This is a genomic window from Halarcobacter bivalviorum (genome assembly GCF_003346815.1).
GTDB classification, from domain to species: Bacteria; Campylobacterota; Campylobacteria; order Campylobacterales; family Arcobacteraceae; genus Halarcobacter; species Halarcobacter bivalviorum.
In genome coordinates this window covers 1,256,244-1,275,267 of record NZ_CP031217.1, presented here as the reverse complement: position 1 = coordinate 1,275,267, position 19,024 = coordinate 1,256,244, and the positions used below count along the sequence as shown (strand labels likewise).

Annotated in this window: 19 protein-coding genes; 7 read left to right on the top strand and 12 right to left on the bottom strand. The window is 27.1% G+C overall.

The window, feature by feature from the left end:
* Window positions 1–2 precede the first annotated feature (2 nt).
* On the top strand, window positions 3–911 hold the full coding sequence (locus ABIV_RS06460) for a GGDEF domain-containing protein (protein ID WP_114839086.1): 909 nt from the start codon (window positions 3–5) through the stop codon (window positions 909–911).
* An 8-nt stretch (window positions 912–919) separates the two neighbouring features.
* Window positions 920–1,894, top strand: coding sequence for a GGDEF domain-containing protein (locus tag ABIV_RS06455; RefSeq protein ID WP_114839085.1), 975 nt, complete (start codon window positions 920–922; stop codon window positions 1,892–1,894).
* Between the two features lies 1 nt (window position 1,895).
* On the opposite strand, the gene cmoB is transcribed toward ABIV_RS06455, so the two are convergent.
* Window positions 1,896–2,810, bottom strand: a complete 915-nt coding sequence (gene cmoB, locus ABIV_RS06450; protein WP_114839084.1) for a tRNA 5-methoxyuridine(34)/uridine 5-oxyacetic acid(34) synthase CmoB — start codon at window positions 2,808–2,810, stop codon at window positions 1,896–1,898.
* A gap of 161 nt (window positions 2,811–2,971) precedes the next feature.
* On the opposite strand from cmoB, the gene ccsA reads away from it, so the two are divergent.
* The 3 genes from ccsA to ABIV_RS06435 all read left to right on the top strand — a co-directional run bounded on the left by ccsA (window position 2,972) and on the right by ABIV_RS06435 (window position 7,199).
* Window positions 2,972–5,722 carry a cytochrome c biogenesis protein CcsA gene (gene ccsA, locus ABIV_RS06445; RefSeq protein ID WP_114839083.1) on the top strand — a complete coding sequence of 917 codons (2,751 nt, stop codon included), beginning with the start codon at window positions 2,972–2,974 and terminating at the stop codon, window positions 5,720–5,722.
* Between the two features lie 103 nt (window positions 5,723–5,825).
* Complete coding sequence (locus ABIV_RS06440) at window positions 5,826–6,563, top strand: response regulator transcription factor (protein ID WP_114839082.1); 738 nt, start codon at window positions 5,826–5,828, stop codon at window positions 6,561–6,563.
* A 12-nt stretch (window positions 6,564–6,575) separates the two neighbouring features.
* Window positions 6,576–7,199: an HAD family hydrolase gene (locus ABIV_RS06435; RefSeq protein ID WP_114839081.1), complete on the top strand. Its 624-nt coding sequence runs from the start codon at window positions 6,576–6,578 to the stop codon at window positions 7,197–7,199.
* A 30-nt stretch (window positions 7,200–7,229) separates the two neighbouring features.
* On the opposite strand, the gene ABIV_RS06430 is transcribed toward ABIV_RS06435, so the two are convergent.
* From ABIV_RS06430 to ABIV_RS06395, 8 genes are all read right to left on the bottom strand, one after another.
* The gene (locus ABIV_RS06430) at window positions 7,230–7,586 is read right to left on the bottom strand and encodes an EF-hand domain-containing protein (RefSeq protein ID WP_114839080.1); all 357 of its coding nucleotides are present in this window, start codon (window positions 7,584–7,586) and stop codon (window positions 7,230–7,232) included.
* A 76-nt stretch (window positions 7,587–7,662) separates the two neighbouring features.
* Complete coding sequence (locus ABIV_RS06425; RefSeq protein WP_114839079.1) at window positions 7,663–8,322, bottom strand: energy transducer TonB; 660 nt, start codon at window positions 8,320–8,322, stop codon at window positions 7,663–7,665.
* Window positions 8,315–8,695: an ExbD/TolR family protein gene (locus tag ABIV_RS06420; protein ID WP_114839078.1), complete on the bottom strand. Its 381-nt coding sequence runs from the start codon at window positions 8,693–8,695 to the stop codon at window positions 8,315–8,317. The genes ABIV_RS06425 and ABIV_RS06420 overlap by 8 nt, the downstream gene beginning before the upstream one ends.
* Window positions 8,685–9,101 carry a TonB-system energizer ExbB gene (gene exbB, locus ABIV_RS06415; protein WP_114839077.1) on the bottom strand — a complete coding sequence of 139 codons (417 nt, stop codon included), beginning with the start codon at window positions 9,099–9,101 and terminating at the stop codon, window positions 8,685–8,687. Before exbB ends, ABIV_RS06420 begins: the two co-directional genes overlap by 11 nt.
* A 2-nt stretch (window positions 9,102–9,103) precedes the next feature.
* A complete protein-coding gene (locus ABIV_RS06410) occupies window positions 9,104–10,573 on the bottom strand; it encodes a 4Fe-4S binding protein (RefSeq protein ID WP_114839076.1) in 1,470 nt (489 codons plus the stop codon).
* A 9-nt stretch (window positions 10,574–10,582) separates the two neighbouring features.
* Window positions 10,583–12,697 carry a TonB-dependent receptor gene (locus ABIV_RS06405; RefSeq protein WP_114839075.1) on the bottom strand — a complete coding sequence of 705 codons (2,115 nt, stop codon included), beginning with the start codon at window positions 12,695–12,697 and terminating at the stop codon, window positions 10,583–10,585.
* A gap of 82 nt (window positions 12,698–12,779) precedes the next feature.
* Window positions 12,780–13,640, bottom strand: a complete 861-nt coding sequence (locus ABIV_RS06400; protein ID WP_114839074.1) for a sensor histidine kinase — start codon at window positions 13,638–13,640, stop codon at window positions 12,780–12,782.
* Window positions 13,630–14,289, bottom strand: coding sequence for a response regulator transcription factor (locus ABIV_RS06395; RefSeq protein ID WP_114839073.1), 660 nt, complete (start codon window positions 14,287–14,289; stop codon window positions 13,630–13,632). The genes ABIV_RS06400 and ABIV_RS06395 overlap by 11 nt, the downstream gene beginning before the upstream one ends.
* Before the next feature lie 50 nt (window positions 14,290–14,339).
* Here ABIV_RS06395 and ABIV_RS06390 point away from each other — a divergent pair, with 50 nt between their 5' ends.
* Together ABIV_RS06390 and ABIV_RS06385 are read left to right on the top strand one after the other, a co-directional pair.
* Window positions 14,340–16,118, top strand: coding sequence for a Na/Pi cotransporter family protein (locus tag ABIV_RS06390; protein ID WP_114839072.1), 1,779 nt, complete (start codon window positions 14,340–14,342; stop codon window positions 16,116–16,118).
* Complete coding sequence (locus ABIV_RS06385; RefSeq protein WP_114839071.1) at window positions 16,105–16,338, top strand: hypothetical protein; 234 nt, start codon at window positions 16,105–16,107, stop codon at window positions 16,336–16,338. The genes ABIV_RS06390 and ABIV_RS06385 overlap by 14 nt, the downstream gene beginning before the upstream one ends.
* Here ABIV_RS06385 and ABIV_RS06380 read toward each other — a convergent pair.
* The 3 genes from ABIV_RS06380 to ABIV_RS06370 all read right to left on the bottom strand — a co-directional run bounded on the left by ABIV_RS06380 (window position 16,319) and on the right by ABIV_RS06370 (window position 18,982).
* Window positions 16,319–16,795 carry a tRNA (cytidine(34)-2'-O)-methyltransferase gene (locus tag ABIV_RS06380; RefSeq protein WP_114839070.1) on the bottom strand — a complete coding sequence of 159 codons (477 nt, stop codon included), beginning with the start codon at window positions 16,793–16,795 and terminating at the stop codon, window positions 16,319–16,321. The two genes, ABIV_RS06385 and ABIV_RS06380, sit on opposite strands and share 20 nt — an antisense overlap.
* Window positions 16,795–17,628, bottom strand: a complete 834-nt coding sequence (purU, locus tag ABIV_RS06375) for a formyltetrahydrofolate deformylase (RefSeq protein ID WP_114839069.1) — start codon at window positions 17,626–17,628, stop codon at window positions 16,795–16,797. The genes ABIV_RS06380 and purU overlap by 1 nt, the downstream gene beginning before the upstream one ends.
* 97 nt (window positions 17,629–17,725) lie before the next feature.
* Window positions 17,726–18,982, bottom strand: a complete 1,257-nt coding sequence (locus tag ABIV_RS06370; protein WP_114839068.1) for a malic enzyme-like NAD(P)-binding protein — start codon at window positions 18,980–18,982, stop codon at window positions 17,726–17,728.
* Between the last annotated feature and the right edge of the window lie 42 nt (window positions 18,983–19,024).

The following is a 19,024-nucleotide window of genomic DNA, read 5'->3' as shown; positions in this document are numbered from 1 at the left end:
GAATGAAATATAAATTAAACTCTTATAATTTTCAAATGATTATTGCTTTAAATGACCATATTAAAACTTTAAAAAAATTAGATGATATATTTTCATATTTATCATATTATTTAAATAAAGATTTTGGAATTAATAAATTTGAAGCTTCTATTAATCATCGAAAAATCTATTCAAATGTAACTGAAATAGAAAATAACAAAGCTGAGAGTTTATTTATAAAACTAAATGAAAATGACAAATTAGAAGTAACTTTTTATTATGATTCAAGTTTAGAACAAGAAAAAATTGAATCTAGTGTCGAAGCTATCAAAACTACCTTCAATCTAATTTCTCAAACAATTTATAATAAATATTTAACATATCAAATAAAAGAGTTCTCTTTAAAAGACTCTTTAACTGGTTTATACAATAGACAATATATCGATGAATACTTAAAAACAATACTTCCTTTATCAAATAGAGAGAAGAAAAAAATTGCTTTTTTAAAAATTGGTATTGACCATTTTAAAGCAGTAATTGATGAGTTTGATTATAATATTGGTGATAAAGTATTACAAGAATTAGCAGTAAGCTTAAAAAATTCAGTTAGATCTTCAGATGTTGTTGCAAGAATAGATTCTGATGAATTTTTAGTAGTTTTACATAATGTAGATAGTGAAGAGAATACAATCAAAGTTGCTCAAAAAATCATAGAAAACTTTAAGAAGAAAAAAGTTATTGTAAATAATATAACAAACCAAACACTTATGAAAACCATTTGTGCAGGTATTTCTATGTTTCCTGATGATGCAAGTAAAATTGAAGAGATTTTTAGGTCTTCAGATATTGCATTATATGAAGCAAAAAATAGAGGAAGAAGCCAGTTTTTTAAATTTAAAAAAGAAGAAACAAATACAATAGAGCTTTTTTAAGGATTAAAATGAAGAATAATATATTAGAATTAGTAAAATCAGCAAGAACAAATGAACAAGACTTTAAAGCACTAGAAAATATCTATAAACTTTATGACCAGATTCAATATTCTTCAAATTTAAAGCAAATGGCAGAAGATATATACCTTTGGTTACATACTAACTTTGAAGTAGATAATGTAACTTTTGCTCTATTTGATATAGAAAGAAATAGTAGAGAGAATATTTTTATTGAAGGTGATGAATTTTATCTAGATGATTCTTTATCATTTTTCTTTATTATTAATACACATACAAACCTAAATGCTATCGTATCTTTCTGTGCCTCTTCAAAAGAGCATCATGATGTATTATCTAAACAATATAACGTAATAGAGTCTGCCCTATTTCAAATTTCACCAATCATTCAAAATGGAATAATTAAAAAGAACTTTATTGAGTCTTTATCTTTAGATTCTGTAACAAAAGTTTATAATAGACACTACTTAATTGAAAATTTAAATAAACAAATTACTCTATCTAAAAAAGAGTATAAGAAAATTTATTTTCTTATGGTGGGTGTAGACCATTTTAAAGCAGTTATTGATGAGTTTGACCATGAAATTGCAGACCAAGTATTAGTTGAACTAGCAAGAATTATTCACTCAAATATCTCTGAGTTTGATATGGTAGCACGACTTAGTGGAGATGAATTCTTAATCTCTATGTTAAGTACTTCAAATGAGATTGAAGTTGCAAAAATAGCAGATAACATAATAAAAGATTTTGCAGAAATAAAAGTTACTGTAAATGATTTTGGACATACTTTACAAAAAACAGTCTGTATTGGTTATGATGTTTATGAAACAACTAATACAAGTGATACTATAGATAAAACAATTAAAAATGCAGATATTGCTCTTTATGAGGCTAAAAATAGAGGTAGAAGTCAAAAGTTTAGTTATAAAGATTTAACTCCTGATGACACAATAGATTTATTTTAATCTATTGTATCTTTCTTGCTTTCATATACACTCTTTTAGGTGCAGGATAACCTTCTACTGTTTTATTTGGGTCATCTTTATCTAAAAAATCTTCTAAACTTTGATCAAAAGACCATTTAGTTTTTCTTTGCTCTTCACTTGTCGTTGTAGTAGTAGCAATAACCTCAATATCTTCAAACCCAGCTCTTGTTAACCAATTTTTTAAAGCAGGAATAGTTGGAATAAAATAGATATTTGGAATTTTTGAGTATCTTTTATTTGGTGTTAAACAAATTTCATCTTCTCCATCAATCATAAAAGTATCAATTAAAATTTCTCCTTTAGAGTTTAATCCTCTTGCTAATGATTTTAAAGTTCCAACAGGATCTGGTCTATGATATAAAACGCCAAGCATAAAGATAAAATCAAATTGATGATTGTAAAACTCTAAATGCTCTACTCCTAACATTTCATAAATAATATCTGACTTCACAAAATAATTTATAAACTCAAATTGATGTAATGTTAAAGGACTTGGGTCAAAACCTATTAATCTTTTAGGTTTATCTTCAAGCATTCTAAACATATAATAACCATTATTGCAACCAATATCAGCTACTACCTTATCTTTTAAATTAAAGTGAGGTCTTATTAAATTATATTTTATATTACTTTGCCATTCACTATCAATTTCAAGACCAAATAGATTAAAAGGCCCTTTTCTCCAAGGAATAAGTTTTTTAGCTGTTTCTTCTATTAAAGCAAATTCGTTATCAGTTAAATTTTCTCTTTTACCTACTGTAAACCAGTCAGAATAACTAATGAAAGGTGCTTTTACATTTAAGTCAGAAACCTTTAATATTTGAGTATACCAAGGCTCAACATTTTTCCATTTTCGACAATCGTCTTTTTTCTTTTTAAGTTCATCTAAATTCATTCTTGAATTATAATCTTAATTTATTTAAAAACTTGTTTTAAATCAAGTTCAAGTAAAGTTTTTTGGTTATAATAACGAAATTTTGTAAAAAATTCTTACTACACGTTAATTATATAATTAAGTCGTATAATTAGCCTGTAACTTTTTAAAAAGGATATATATTGAAACAGCTAACTGACGTCTTGTTCTCCTTCAAGACAACACTTATTTTATTAGCTATTCTAGCAATTGGCGCAGGAGTAGCAACTTTCATTGAAAATGATTTTGGTACATCAACTGCAAGAGTTCTTGTTTATAATCATTTTTGGTATGAAGCAGTATTAGTTCTTACTACTGTGAATCTTACTGGTATTATTTTTAAATATAAAATGTGGAAACACAAGGCAAGATTTATCTTTCACTCTTCATTTGTAGTAATTTTAATTGGTGCTGCAGTGACAAGATATGTAGGATATGAAGGAATTATGCAAATTAGAGAAGGTCAAACTGAGAATAGAATGCTCTCTTTAGAACCTTATTTACAAGTAAAAATTACTCAAAAAGATGCGACTTACTATAAAGAGTATCCAATGGAATTTGGTGCTTTAGGAAGCAATAGTTTCTCTCATTCAATCTCTTTTAAAGATAAAGAATTAAAAGTTGATTATAACAATTACTTTTATGCAAAAAAAGGTAAAAGTGATATGGGGATTTTAACTGTTGATGTTACTTTAAATGGAGAAACAAAAACTATTAAACTACCAGGGAAAAGAGGAATGAAAGGTGTTCCAAAGGTTGAAGATTTTGGAGATACTGTTGTAACTTTAGAATATGGTTCAAAAACATTAGAACTTCCTTTTGCAATTAGACTTAATGACTTCCAACTAGATAGATATCCTGGAAGTATGGCTCCATCTTCTTATGCTTCTGAAGTAACTGTTATTAAACAAGATGGGAAAAAGTATGATTATAGAATTTTCATGAATAGAACACTACATGAAGGAAACTTCTTATTCTTCCAAAGTTCTTATGATCCAGATGAAAAAGGAACTGTATTGTCAGTAAACAATGACCCAGGGAAATGGCCAACTTATTTAGGGTATTTCTTACTTACTTTAGGTCTTATTTGGAATTTATTTGATAAAAAATCAAGATTTTGGAAACTTACTAAATATGTAAGTACTAAAAATGTAGCTTCAATTGTTGCTGCCTGTTTAATCTCTTTTGGAAGTTTAAACTTACAAGCAGAAGATAAACTTGCAAATGTAACACCAGAAAAAGCAGAGATTGAACAATACTTAGAAAGATTTAAAAAAGACTCTTTAGAGACAGCTGATAGATTCTCTAAATTAGTTGTTCAAAGTAATGGTGGAAGAATGAAGCCAATGGATACTTTAAATCATGAAATTCTAAGTAAACTTGCTGGTAAAAAAGAGATGTTTGGTATGAACGCAGATCAAGTTATACTAGGAATGCTTACTAGACCAGAAGTTTGGCGAAACATGAAAATGATTAAAGTTACAACACCAAAACTAAAAGAATTTTTAGGTGTAGAAAAAGATAGAAAATATATTGCTTTTACTGAAGTTTTTAAAGAGAATAAATATATTTTACAAGAAGAGACACAAAAAGTATCTATGATTAGTCCTAACCAAAGAGGAACTTATGAAAAAGATATTGTAAGACTTGATGAAAGATTAAGTATTTCATATATGGTTTACAATGGTAGTCTATTTAATATCTTCCCAAAAACAAATGCACATGAAGCAGAAAACAATAAATGGTATGCACCTTTAGAAGCTATGCAAGCATTTGAAGGAGACAATCAAAAAGCTATAGAAACACTAATTAGAGGTTTCTTAAATTCAGTTATTAGTGAACAATGGGATATTGCTAATAAATTTATTGATATGATGCAAGAGTATCAAACTCAAGTAGGAAAAGAGGTTATGCCTCCAAAAGCTCAAATTGATAGAGAGATTGCATTTAATGGATTACAAATTTTTGAAAAATTAACATTAGCATATTTATTTGTTGGATTTATCATGCTTGTTGTTGCCTTTACAGTTGTATTTAATCCAAAAATTCAACCAAGAAAAACAACACTATTCTTCTTTATTATGTTAAGTTTATTATTTGCAGCACATACTTTTGGTATGGGATTTAGATGGATTATTTCAGGACATGCACCTTGGTCTGATACTTATGAATCTCTATTGTATATCTCTTGGTCAGCAGTATTTGCAGGAGTTGTATTCTTTAGAAAATCATTACTTGCATTAAGTGCTTCTGTTATTGTCGCAGCTATTTTTATGTTTACTGCACACTTAACAAGTATTGATCCACAAATTACAAACTTAGTTCCAGTTTTAAAATCATACTGGTTAACTATTCACGTTTCAATATTAACAGCTTCTTATGGTTTCTTTGGTCTTAGTGCAATCTTAGGATTCATGGCTCTTATTCTATTTATTTTTAGAAAGAAAAAGCCTCACTTAGATGAAACAATTAAACATATTACAGCTATTAATGAAATCTCATTAATCATTGGTCTTAGTGCAATCACAATTGGTAACTTCCTTGGTGGTGTTTGGGCAAATGAGTCTTGGGGTAGATATTGGGGATGGGACCCAAAAGAGACTTGGGCTTATGTTTCAATTGTAATTTATGTACTTGTAGTACATATGAGATTTGTAAAAAAACTTAATAATCCATATGCTTTCTCAGTAGCATCATTATTATCTTTTGCATCTATTTTAATGACATATTTCGGAGTAAACTTCTACTTATCAGGACTTCACTCTTATGCAACAGGTGATCCTGTTCCAATCCCGATGTGGGTTTACTATGTAACTGCTTTAGTATTTGCTACAATTGCTTTAGCATACAATAATAGAAATCTAAAAGATGACGTTTGTCATGCTAAACAATAAGGATTAAGTCTTAGGACTTAATCTTTATCCTCTCTTTAAACTTTACTTAATATTTTTAAAATCTAAAACAGACTATAATTTGCTTGTGAAGGATAGTTATAAGATGAATCAAGATAATCTTCAAAATATTATAAAATCAACTAAAAACTTACGATTATTATATATCGAGGATAATGAAGATGTAAGAGAACAAACTCTTAAAATGCTTCAAATATTTTTCGATGATATTACTGTTGCAGTTGATGGTCAACAAGGCTTAGAAGAATTTCAAAAAAATAATAAATTTGAATCTACTTCGTATGACTTAATTATTACAGATATTGAGATGCCTCAAAAAGATGGTATTTCTATGATTACTACAATACGAGAATTTGATAGTGATATTCCTATTTTAATCTTTTCTGCACATAGTAATACTGATTACTTTTTAAAATCAATTAATGCAGGAATTGATGGATATATTTTAAAGCCATATAATATTGAACAAATTTCTAATTCACTTAATAACATTATTGATAAGAATAAACTTATGCCAACAAACGAGCATATTATTCATCTACATGATGACTTTATTTGGAATAGTCAAGAACAAGTATTATTCAAAGATGAAGAACCAATAAAACTAACTAAAAATGAGACTAAACTATTTAAATTATTTATAAAATCAAAAGGTTCACTAAAAACTTATGATGAAATAGATAACTATATTTTTAATGATTTTAGTGATACAAACAAAAGAGTTAGAAACTTAGTATCAAGATTAAAAAATAAACTTAATTGTGAACTTTTTGAATCTATTTATGGTCATGGTTATAAACTTAAATATAAAAAATTTATCTAAGCTAGGAAATAAATGGCACTTATAATGTTTGATATGGATGGTACGTTAATTAATAGTAGTACTCCATTAGTAAATACAATAAATTATGTAAGAGAAAATCTTGGTTTTGATACACTTGAAAGAGAACTAATTTTAGAAAGTGTAAATGACCCTAAAATAAATGCTGCTCAATTTTTTTATGGGACAGCAGATTTTACTTTAGAGCAACAAAAACTATTTGAAGAGTATTATGATGCAAATTGTTTAAATGGTTTAGAACTATATTCAGGAATAAAAAAACTTATTGATGATTTAAGCTCTGAATTTACTTTAACAGTTGCAACAAATGCTAACTCTTTTTTTGCAAAAAAGATGCTTGAGCACTTAGAAGTGGGTCATTATTTTAATACTATTTTAGGTTACGATAGTGTTATAAATCCTAAACCACATCCTGAGATGGTTAATAAAATTTTAGATAAACATAATATAAAAAATACACGAGCCCAACTAATAGGCGACTCCCATAAAGATATTATGGCAGCAACTAAAGCTGGAGTTGATTCTGTTTTAGTAAATTGGGGATTTTCAAATCATAAAGAAGATGCTATTGAAACAATAGAAGAGTTAGAACAAAGAATTTTTCAAAAGTTTAATTAATAAGAAGAGAACGAATTCTCCTCTTATATCTTAAAAGGCTCTATTTCCTTGCCCTTTTCCTTGATTGTTCATCATTTTATTACTATTAAATCTTTTTTCTTGATGTTTTTGTAGTTCTTCTTTTGAAATAGAACCATCATTATTAACATCAATATCAGAAAAAGAAGGTGAGTTTCCTGCATTTCTCATTGGCATTCCATTATTTGCTTTTTGATTCATTCTATATTGTTTAATAGCATCAAACTCTTTTTCAGAGATAAGATTGTTATTATCTTTATCATAAGCAGAAAATGGTAAAGGACCTCTTGTAGGTAAATTTTCAGCAACTAAAAAACTAGTTGCACCAAGTAAACAAAAACATGCTGCTATAAGTTTAACTTTTTTCATAATCCTCTCCTTTTTATATATGTCAAATTATAACATGAAGATATTAATGATTATTTAACTGAATATTAATTCAGTATTAAATTAATTTATATGTAATAGGGACTTTTATTATAATATTTTTTTTAACTTCTGGAAAATATGCAGAAGCTTCAATGATAGCTTTTATAGTACTTTTTCTTAAAAGTCTATGCCCACTTAGAGTTAAAATATCTCCTTCTATTCCATTTTTAGTTAATTTAAATTTTACTAAAACTTCACCTTCAATATTCAATCTTTTTGCTTTGTTTGAATACTTCACATGTTTTTGTATAATTCTTTGAATTGCTAAAAGATGCTCTTTTAAAAACTCTTCTTCATAACTATATTTAGGTTTAGAAAGCTCTTTTTTTTCTTCTGTATCAACTTTTAGTTCTTCTGCTTTATTTTCTTTTACAAGCTCTTTTATCTCTTCTTTTTGTTTTACAACTTTTTTCTCTAAAATTTTTTTAGGTTTAATTTTTTTAGGAATCTTCTTTTCGACTTTTTTCTTTACCTCTTCTTTTTTTATTACTTTTTTTTCTTGAACTATTGGAGCTATTTGTTTCTCTTTTTCTAGCTGAACAAAATTTAAAGAAATCTTTTTCTCTTTTTTATTAATTTTCTTTGTTTCAAAACTACTAAAACTTAAAAAAATTAAAGCAAAAGCGGAAGTATATAAAACTAAGGTTATAAAAAAAGAGAAAATATATCTAGTCATTTTCTGTCACTATAGAGATATTTAAAAATTCTAAGGTTTTTAAAAAATCTAAGAGAGATACAAAAGTTTCGAAATCAGCTTTTTTATCACTTTTAATTAAAATTAATGAATTTTTCTCTTTAGTTGAAAGCTCTATTTGTAGCTCTTCAAAAGAGATTTTATTTTTGTTTGTATAATAAAAATTTTGGGAATCAATATAAATTGTAAACTCTTTTTTTTCTTTCATTTTTTGAGCACTTTTAGTCTCTGGTAAAGAGACAGGAATTACTCCTTTTGCAATAAAAGTTGAAGTCATAAGAACTATTGCTAAAAGTACTAATAAAACATCAATAAAAGGTATCACATTAATTGAATCAAACTTTTTAATCTTCATATTTACTCTCTAAAACTTCTGCATATCTTGATAAAATATTATAAAAAATCATTGAAATAATTGCTACAACTAAACCTATTGCCGTAGCTTTTAGTGCAAGGGCTAAAGAAGCCATTATCTTTGTAGCTTCTATATCCCCTTCACTCATTGTCATAAAAGTAAGCATTATTGCTAATACTGTTCCTAATAATCCTATATAAGGAGAGTTTGAAGCGATTGTTCCTATGAAAGTAAGATTTTTTGTTAAGGCAACATCTAATCTTTTTTTTGACTCAAAACTATTTACATCAAGTTTTCTATAAAAAAGTAATCTCTCAATAAAAAGCATAAAGGCAATAAAGCTCATAAAAATAAGTACAGAAATTACCCCATAATCTACTAAAATCTTTAATGTTTCAATATTCATTCTTACCCCTTATTCTCTTTTATGATAATAATATTCAAAGAGGAATGATTTGCTTGTTTTTGTTGCTGCATATGATTATGCCCTCCTCTTTTTTGAGCACCATATGTTTTAAAAATATAACCAGTATAAAAATTTAAACCCATATAAAAGATTATAAGAGCTGAGGCAAAAGGAAAAGCAACTACTTTTCTAAAAGTTGTTGACTCTAAAAGTTTAATTCTTCCTATCATAATAATAAAAGCCCAGATATAAGCAAGATGATTAAACATTTTGAAAATATGTAACCAAGAGTCCTTTCTTGTAGCAAGTGGTTCCATATAATTTATATTTAAAGAGAAAGCTTGAACAAATCCATTTACTATATTTGAAGCATAATGTAAAAAGAAAAACTCAACAACATGAGATAAACCACCAATGATAAATAGAGGTGCAAAAGCATAACCTAAAGTATAAAATGTTTTTTCATAATCAACTTTTAAAATCCTTGAAGCTACAAACATTCCTACTACACTTGTAATTATTACAAAAAGTATTGCATATGAAAAAGCAAAAAGACCTATTGTATCAATAGTTCCAAAGTTTATAAAACTCTCAAAATATCTTGCTGTTTTAGTCCAAATAAACTCTTCTACAATTGCACTTCTTCCTAAAGCATGATGAAATCCCATAGTAATAGAGATTGCACCTGTTAGAAGGATTAGTGCCCAAACATCAGCTTTTCTTGGTTTAAATTTTTTAAATAATGAAGATGAAGGTTTTGTAACTTTAAAAGCTACTGCTTCACAAGAACTAGCACAATCCATACATAAAGTACAATCTGCCATAGAGTTTTTCTTTTCAAAAGTGAAAGGTTTTAAATCATAAGAACAAGCCTTAGCACAATCAAATGTTTTACATGAACTACAGGCGTCTTTGTATGTTTCTAGTTTTGTAAAACCTACTTTTGAAAAAGCATTTGTAACAGCACCTATAGGACAAAGAGATTTACAATATGCCATTTTTTCAAAAACAAAAAAAGTAATAATTGCAATAATAGTTAAAACTAAAAAAACTAGAGCGGTTGATACTGGTGTTTTATAAAAAGATGGGTACATATAATACACAAGCCACCAAGCAAAGAATAAAACTAATAAACCTATAAAAGGATTAGCTAAAAACTTTGGCATCTTTTTATTTAGTCCCCATTTTGTAAGATATTTACCAATAAATCCATGGGGACAAATTCCACAAAAAATTCTTCCAAATGTTCCTAAAGTTATAACCATAAAAAATGGCCAAAAAAGATTCCAGAAAATACCTTTTGTAAATAAATTATCAGTTGAATTATTTATAAAACCATAAGTCATTGCATATAAAAACAGTGCAAAAACTGATAGTTTTAAAATAAATAAAAATCTAGGGTTTTTAAATAAAAACCCTAAAACTGGTATACCATAGATATCACTTTTTTCTCTATTTATTTTTTCTACCATTTTTTATTCCTAAAATTTATATACATATGTAATCATAAAACTTCTTGGAGCGGCTGCTTTATATGTTTCATTTCCATAAACATCTTTGCTTGCTTCCATTGCATAATATTTGTTTGTTAAGTTTTTAATATTTAATTGAAGGGAATGATCTTTTTTCTCATAACCTAACATTAAATCTGTTACAAACTTGTATCCTTCATACTTTTCAGTATTTGCATTATCCATATAATAACTTCCCCAAGTTTTAGTACTTAGTCTTGCTTTTAAACCATTATCTAAATTAAGTGTTGTAAATAAAGAGTATTGATGTTTTGGAATATATGGTAAAATATTTCCATCTCTTGATTCTGTAGTACCTCTTACTTGCTCTTCAAAAGTCTTAAATTTGAATTTACTATAAGCATAATTTGCTCCAAATGAAATATATTTATTTATATTGTAAATACCACTTACTTCAAAACCTATTTTCTTTGTTTCACCTGCATTACTATAGATAGTATCACCATTTGCATTTTTTACTTGAATGATTTCATCTTCTACATTGTTTTGATATAAAGCCATATCATAAGCATATGTTTTTGTTCTTGATTTTAACCCAATCTCATAATTAATACTATTTGTTTTTTCTAAATCAATTCCATCATCATCTGCACTTTGTAACTCACTTCCTGTAGGAGCTTGATTTGCTTTTGCAACAGAAGTATAAATATTTGTATTATCAGTTAAACTATAATTTAGTCCTAATTTTGCAGAACTTAAAGTAAAATCTTTTTGTAAAGAGTATTCACCTTTTCCAGTAGCATAATTTTCTTTACTATAATCATATTTAATTAATTCATTTCCATCAATATCAAATTTTAATTTATCAACTCTTGCACTAATATCAATAGATAAATCTTCAATAGGTTTAAATCTTTCCATTACATAAAGGCCATAAAGTTTTGTATCACTATTTTCAATTCCAGCTAAATCACCTTTATCATTTGATAGTGTTTGTTCAATCTTTGAAACTGGACCCATCCAAGTCATTTGCGTTTTTGTACTATAATCTTCATATGTATATTTTTTTGAATCATTTGTTTTATCTCTTTTTGCAGTAAGACCAGCTACAAACATTGCATCATTTGAGAAAAGAGAATGTTTAAAATTTAACTCTAAATCAGTACCATAAACTTTATTATCATCACTATCATTAATCATTCCAGTTACAGGGTGAAAGTGTTCCCATTTATTAAAGTAAAATCTTGGTTTATAAGTAATATTTCCTACTTCTTTTTCATATTTTGCATTTAAAGATAAGATTTTAGAGTCTCTTGCACTATGTTGCCATTGACTACTTGTATCTTCTTGTGTTCCACTTGCTTTAAACTCTTCAAATTCATCTAAAGTCATTGAAGCTGGTAGATTTACATTTGATTCAGTATATGAAAGTTCTGTTTCAAAAGTTGAATCATCACTAAAGATATGTCCATATTTTAAACTTCCTTGTGTTGAATCAAACTCATTATTTTCTCTCCAGCTATTATCATTTTTTCTTGAAGAAAAAGAGAAAGACATAAAGTTAGAATCATCAAAAGCATTTCTAAGTTTAAAATTTAGATTTCTTTGATTATCATTCCCTGCTCCCACTTTTATACTATTTTTATCTTCTTTAAATACAGATTTTGTAATTAATTGAATTACTCCACCTGTAGTATTTGAAGCATTAATAGAACCAGGACCTTTTTGAACTTCAATTGCTTCTACATCTTGCATATCAATATAATCAAATCTTGTAAAAGAATCAGGGTCAGTCATAGGAACCCCATCTTTCATAACCATAATCTCTCTTACACCATATCTTGCTTTAAGACCAGCTCCTCTTATGATTAATCTAGGACTTTGAGAATTACTTGATGATTCAGCTTGTACACCTGGAATATGGTCAATAGCTTCTTGAATATTTAAAATATTTTTATCTGCTATCTCTTTTTCATCAACAATAGCAATTGATTGAGAAACATCTTTTGAGGCTGTTTGTACTTTTGTAGCAGTTACTGACATTTTTTCTAATTCTACAACTTCATTTGAAAAAGATGAAGTTGCTAAAATAATTGAAGTGATTAATGATAATCTGATTTTCAAAACAAATCCTTAAGTTTTTATTAGGATTTTAAACTAGATTTGTTAATTAATAATTAAATAATTGTTAAATATTTGTTAAATTTTACTTTTGTGATACTATATTTTTTAAATTTAAAATAAATTTATTTCCTTGTTTTGAAGGTTCAATTTTAATAGTAATTAGATTCTTATCACAAAATTCTTTTACCATTGAAAGCCCTAAACCAAAGCCATCACTACTATTGTTTTCTTGAAAATATTTATCAAATACAATAAATAAATTCTTTGTATCTATCTCTTTGCCTGTATTATAAAAAGTAAGATAAGTCTCTTCTAATGTAATTTTTACAATTCCTTCTTTCTCAAGATTATATTTCAATGCATTTGATAATAAGTTATCAATAGTTTTTTCAAAACCATTAATATCACTTTTAAGTAAAATATCATTTTCTAAATTTACTTCTATTTTTATATCTCTTTTTATATCTGCAAATTTTTCTAAACTATCATTTATAATATTTTTTAAACTAAACTCTACAATATCTATTTTATCAATCTCTTTTTTTATTTGGTACTCCATATTTTCATAAAGCTTAAGTAAATCATCTGAAGCTTTCTTAATCCTATTTAATCTCTTTAAAGTCTTTTCATCACTTATTTTTTTTTCAAGCATTTGAGTATTTAAATTAATAGTTGAGATTGGAATATTAAGTTCATGAAGTGTCTCTTTTACCGTTTTTTGCAAATTTTCATCACTTTTAAATAGAGGTTCAAAAATTGATTTACTAAGAAGTAAATATAAAACTAATCCAAAAAATAAAACAGTAATAGTAATAAATAAAAAAGTATTTTGATTTAGACCAAAAAATGAGGTTAAGTAGTAATTTAAAAATAGTGATAATAGAAGTACAAAAACTATTACAATAGAGTTTGTAATAAGAAAATTTCTTTTTTTAAAGTTCAAATTTGTACCCTATTCCTTTTAGATTTTTAATTGTATCTTTTCCAAATATCTTTTTTAAATTATTGATATAAACACGAATTGAGCCTTCACTATAATCTTCATTATAGTTCCATAATCTACTAATAATCATCTCTTTTGTAACGATACAATCTTTTTTCTCTAAAAAAAGTTCTAATAAATCAATTACTTTACTAGTAAGGTTTAAATCCTCTTTTGCCTTTAAAAGCCTTCTATTTTTTACATCAAAAACTAACTCATCTTTTAAAAAAATCTCTTCTTTAAACTTTCCACTTCTTTTTAATAAAGAGTTTATTCTTAAAAGAAGTTCATCTAAATCTACAGGTTTTTTTAAATAATCATCACAACCACTTAAAAAACCTTTTGTAAGCATATCTTTATCTTTGTGTGAAGTTAGATAAATAGTTGGGGTAGTATCATTTGCTTCTCTTAATCTTTTTAATAGCTCTATTCCACTTATTTTAGGAACATTAATATCAAGTAAATATAAATCATACTTTTCTTCAAAACAATAATCTAGTACTTCTTCTCCATCAATTGCACACTTTACTTCAAAACCTTCATCACTTAAAAAATCTTCTAAGGTCTCTAAAAATAGTTCATCATCTTCTAAAATTAGTATCTTTAACAAAAAATAATCCTAAATCTTTATTTTTATAAAAAAATATATTATAATACCCGATGGTTAAAAAAACGTTAATTATCTCAATTTTGCTTATCATAGCATATTTTGTTATTTCTGAAGATAACATAAAAATCATTCTTTCTGGTATCGCGATTTTCCTAATTGGTATGCACTTTATGGAAGATGGCTTTAAACTTTTTTCTGGTGGAACTTTAGAAAAGATCTTAGAAAAGTTTACTAGCACAAATGCAAGAGCACTTACAACAGGTTTTATTACAACTTCAATAGTACAAAGTTCTTCATTAATATCTGTTATAGTAATCTCTTTTTTATCTGTAGAACTTATTTCGCTAGCGAAAGGTATTGCTATAATCTTTGGTGCAAACCTAGGTAGTACAACAACTGCTTGGATTGTCTCTTCTTTTGGATTAAATCTAAAAATCTCTATTTATGCAATGCCAATGATTATCTTTGGTGTAATCTTTAGATTTTCTAAAAATAGTACTTATGTAGGTTTAGGGAATATTCTTTTAGGTTTAGGATTTATCTTCCTTGGTATTTCATATATGAAAGAAGGGTTTGATACTTTAAAAGATTCTATTGATTTAGCAGCTTATTCAGTAGGTGGTTATTTAGGGATTTTTATTTATATTTTAATTGGTGCTATTGCAACAGTAGTAATACAATCAAGTAGTGCCACAATGGCAATCATTATTACAGCACTTGCTGGTGCAAATATTTTATATATCGATGCTTTAGCTCTTGCAATTGGAGCAAATGTTGGTACAACGGTAACTGCTGTAATTGGGTCTTTAACTTCAAATGAAAATGGAAAAAGACTTGCTTTTGCTCACTTTGTATTTAATATCTTCACAGGTTTACTTGCTGTTGTATTAATCTATACATTAAGAGATTTAGTTGAATTTTTATCTCCAATGTTAGGCATTGCGGCAGATAACTATACTATGAAGTTAGCACTATTTCATACTCTATTCAATCTTCTTGGTATTATTGTTTTATATCCTTTTATCTCAAAGATTGTAACTCTTGCAGAAAAACTTATAAGTGATAAATATAAAAAGAGTTCAAAACCTCTTTATCTTGCACAAGCAAATATCAAAATACCATACAATGCAATGGTTTCAATTCAAAAAGAGACTATTAGATTATATGACAATGCACAAAAAGCAATTCTTCATGCTTTATCTGTACATACAAGTCAACTAAATACAAAAGAAGATATTGCAAAAGTAGTAAACCAAAACTCTAAAATTGATACAAACTTAGATGATATCTATCAAAAAGAGTTAAAATCTTTATATAGTGATATTATTGAGTATGCTCTTATTTCTCAACAAAATATGAATCAAGAACAAAGTAAATATGTAACAGATTTAAAAATTATCTCTAATCTAATAATTAAAACACTAAAAGATACAAGAGACATTCAAAAAAATGTAAACTTCTATTTAAATAGTAAAAATGAGTATATTAAAGAAGAGTATAGATTTATTAAAGAAGAGTTAGTTACTTTTATTTTTGAAGTAAATGAATTAAAAAAAGATTTTGAAAGTGATAGTGAAACTGATGAATTAGAAGTTTCTACTCAAATTCAAGTTGATAAAGAGAGATTACAAAAACTAGATGTAATTCATAATGGAAGAATAGATTCTTTAATTAAAGATGAAAAAATCACTTCAAAAATGGCTACTTCAATTATAAATGATACATCAACAGCATATACTATTTGTACAAACCTTTTAAATATTGCCAATGTAATGTTTATTAGAGATAAAAACCTAAGAGAACTAGGAGAATTAGATGAAGTTAAGTAAAATAATTGACTCTTTTGAAGATATTCTTCAATGGGATGAAAAAGAGATAAAAGAGAATAAAAAAGAGATAGAAGAGTTAAAAGAAAAACTCCTCGAAAAAAGAAAAACTCTAAATAAAAAAGCTAAAAAATGTGATGATTGTGATGAAAAAAAAGAGTTAGAAAAAAAATTAAAGGCAGTTAAAAAGCTTATAAAAAAGCTTAAGAAAAATCTTTTCTAAACTGCCCAAAGTTTTGTTTTAAAGCTTCATAAGCTACGATTGATACAGAGTTTGCGATATTTAAACTTCTTGCATTATTTGTCATTGGAATTGTAATACAACCCTCTTTATGCTTATTTAAAATATCTTCAGGAAGTCCTGCATCTTCTCTTCCAAAGTAAAAATAATCATCAGCTTCATATTCTGCTTCAAAATATAGTTTATCTGTTTTTGTAGTAGCTAGAAAATGTCTCTCATTTAAAGGGTGCTTTGCCCAAAAAGCTTCAATATTTTCATATTCATAAACTTCTAAATCAAACCAATAATCAAGTCCTGCACGTCTTACTTCTTTTTCTGTAATTTCACCAAAACCATATGGTTTTATAAGATGAAGTTTACAGTTTAAAGCAAAAGCAAGTCTTCCTATTGTTCCTACATTTCCTGGAATTCTTGGTTCGTGAAGTACAATATTAAACATTATAAAATTACCGTTTTATTTTCATAAACAAATACTCTATCTTCTAATAAAAGCTGTAAAGCATTTGATAATACAATTTTTTCAACATTTCTACCTGCTCTTCTCATATCTTGCCAAGAATAAGAATGGTCAACATTTACAACATCTTGAAAAATAATTGGACCTTCATCTAAATCATCAGTTACATAGTGTGCAGTAGCTCCAATAATTTTTACACCTCTATGGTGTGCTTGTTTATATGGATTAGCTCCAATAAATGCTGGTAAAAATGAGTGATGAATATTTAATACTTGTTTAGGAAAAGTTTTTACAAACTTAGGAGTTAAAATTCTCATATATTTAGCAAGTACAATTAACTCTGGAGTATACTCTTGAATTTTTTCAATAACTAAATCCTCATGAGTCTCTCTTTCCATATCATCTGCACTAATACAATGAAAAGGAATATCAAACTTCTCAACTAAATCTCTTAAATACTCATGATTTGCAATTACTGCTTTTATATTTGCATCTAACTCACCATCAATATATCTAATAAGTAAATCTCCTAATACATGAGACTCTTTTGTTGCTAAAATAACAATATCTTTTTTAGATTTTTGATTTAATTTAATTGTTGAATCTTTTGGTAAAGCTTCATTTAGCTCTTTAAGAAGTAAATTAGGATTTACATCTCCTGAAATAACAGTTCTCATAAAAAATTTATTTGTATCTTTATCAACAAATTCAGCATTTGTTTCAATATTTAAGTTATTTGCAAAAAGGATTTTAGAGACATTGTATACAAGTCCCTTAGAGTCATGAGTATCAATTAAAAGTATATATTCTTTCATTTTGTTCCTAATATAAAGTTCCTTTAAAAATAGAATTTCTAAAGGAACTTGTTAATTCCAATTTATTTAAAGATTGGAATAATAGCAAAATAAAGATTTAAATCATTTTAGATAGTTTATCTTTGTAACTTTCTAAATCAAATTCTTTTACTCTTGCAACACCAGTTTCTACTGCTGCATTTGCAACTGCACTAGAAACTTCAATGAAAAGTCTTTTATCAAATGGTACTGGAATAATATACTCTCTACCAAAAGTTAAATCTCCAAACTCTTTTTTAAGTTCATCTGCAAGAGGCTCTTTTGCTAAATCTGCGATTGCTTTAGCTGCTGCCATTTTCATAGTCATATTAATTTTTCTAGTTTGTACATCTAATGCACCTCTAAAAATAAAAGGGAAACCAAGTACATTGTTCACTTGATTAGGAAAATCACTTCTTCCTGTACCAACAATTGCTTTTGGTCTTACTTCTTTTACTTCTTCTGGAAATAATTCAGGAGTTGGATTAGCTAAAGTAAAAATAATTGGTTCTTCACTCATTAAAGCAATATGCTCTTTTGTAAAAGTTCCAGGTCTAGATAGACCTAAAACCATATCTGCATCAGTAAAAGCATCTTCCATTGTCATAACTTCATCAACCATAAAATCTTTTTTATATTTATTTAAATCAGTTCTTTCTTTGTGGATAACACCTTTTGAATCACACATAATTAGATTTTTTACACCTAACTCTTTATACATAGTAGAACAAGCAATTGCTGAAGCCCCAGCACCAACAACAACTACTTTCATCTCTTCTACATTTTTATTCATCATTTCACTTGCATTCATAAGTGCAGCTGTAGTAATAATAGCTGTACCATGTTGATCATCATGCATTACAGGAATATTTAGCTCTTCAATTAATCTTTTTTCAATCTCAAAACACTCAGGTGCTTTAATATCTTCTAAATTGATTCCTCCAAATGTAGGAGAGATAGCTTTTACAGCTTCACAAAATTTATCAACATCAGTTGCATCAATTTCAATATCAAATGAATCAACTGCAGCAAACTTTTTAAATAATACAGCTTTACCTTCCATTACTGGCTTTGAAGCTAGGGCACCAATGTCACCTAGTCCTAGTACAGCTGTACCATTTGAAATTACTGCTACAAGATTTCTTTTTGAAGTATATTCATATGCTAATTCTGGATTTAACTTAATCTCTTCACAAGGATAAGCTACTCCTGGTGAATATGCTAAAGATAAATCTCTTTGAGTATTTAACTCAGTTGTCGTAGAAATTGCCACTTTCCCCGGATTTGGCACTCTATGATAGTCTAATGCTTCTGTCTTAGTTACTTTTACACTCATTACATAACCTTTATATATAAATTGAAGTGCAATTGTAACTAA

Bases quoted from the DNA above. Each gene is read 5' to 3' on its own strand.
- ABIV_RS06460 (WP_114839086.1), top strand. From the start codon at position 3: ATGAAATATAAATTAAACTCTTATAATTTTCAAATGATTATTGCTTTA.
- ABIV_RS06455 (WP_114839085.1), top strand. From the start codon at position 920: ATGAAGAATAATATATTAGAATTAGTAAAATCAGCAAGAACAAATGAA.
- cmoB (WP_114839084.1), bottom strand. From the start codon at position 2,810: ATGAATTTAGATGAACTTAAAAAGAAAAAAGACGATTGTCGAAAATGG.
- ABIV_RS06440 (WP_114839082.1), top strand. From the start codon at position 5,826: ATGAATCAAGATAATCTTCAAAATATTATAAAATCAACTAAAAACTTA.
- ABIV_RS06435 (WP_114839081.1), top strand. From the start codon at position 6,576: ATGGCACTTATAATGTTTGATATGGATGGTACGTTAATTAATAGTAGT.
- ABIV_RS06430 (WP_114839080.1), bottom strand. From the start codon at position 7,586: ATGAAAAAAGTTAAACTTATAGCAGCATGTTTTTGTTTACTTGGTGCA.
- ABIV_RS06425 (WP_114839079.1), bottom strand. From the start codon at position 8,322: ATGACTAGATATATTTTCTCTTTTTTTATAACCTTAGTTTTATATACT.
- ABIV_RS06420 (WP_114839078.1), bottom strand. From the start codon at position 8,695: ATGAAGATTAAAAAGTTTGATTCAATTAATGTGATACCTTTTATTGAT.
- exbB (WP_114839077.1), bottom strand. From the start codon at position 9,101: ATGAATATTGAAACATTAAAGATTTTAGTAGATTATGGGGTAATTTCT.
- ABIV_RS06410 (WP_114839076.1), bottom strand. From the start codon at position 10,573: ATGGTAGAAAAAATAAATAGAGAAAAAAGTGATATCTATGGTATACCA.
- ABIV_RS06390 (WP_114839072.1), top strand. From the start codon at position 14,340: ATGGTTAAAAAAACGTTAATTATCTCAATTTTGCTTATCATAGCATAT.
- ABIV_RS06385 (WP_114839071.1), top strand. From the start codon at position 16,105: ATGAAGTTAAGTAAAATAATTGACTCTTTTGAAGATATTCTTCAATGG.
- ABIV_RS06380 (WP_114839070.1), bottom strand. From the start codon at position 16,795: ATGTTTAATATTGTACTTCACGAACCAAGAATTCCAGGAAATGTAGGA.
- purU (WP_114839069.1), bottom strand. From the start codon at position 17,628: ATGAAAGAATATATACTTTTAATTGATACTCATGACTCTAAGGGACTT.
- ABIV_RS06370 (WP_114839068.1), bottom strand. From the start codon at position 18,982: ATGAGTGTAAAAGTAACTAAGACAGAAGCATTAGACTATCATAGAGTG.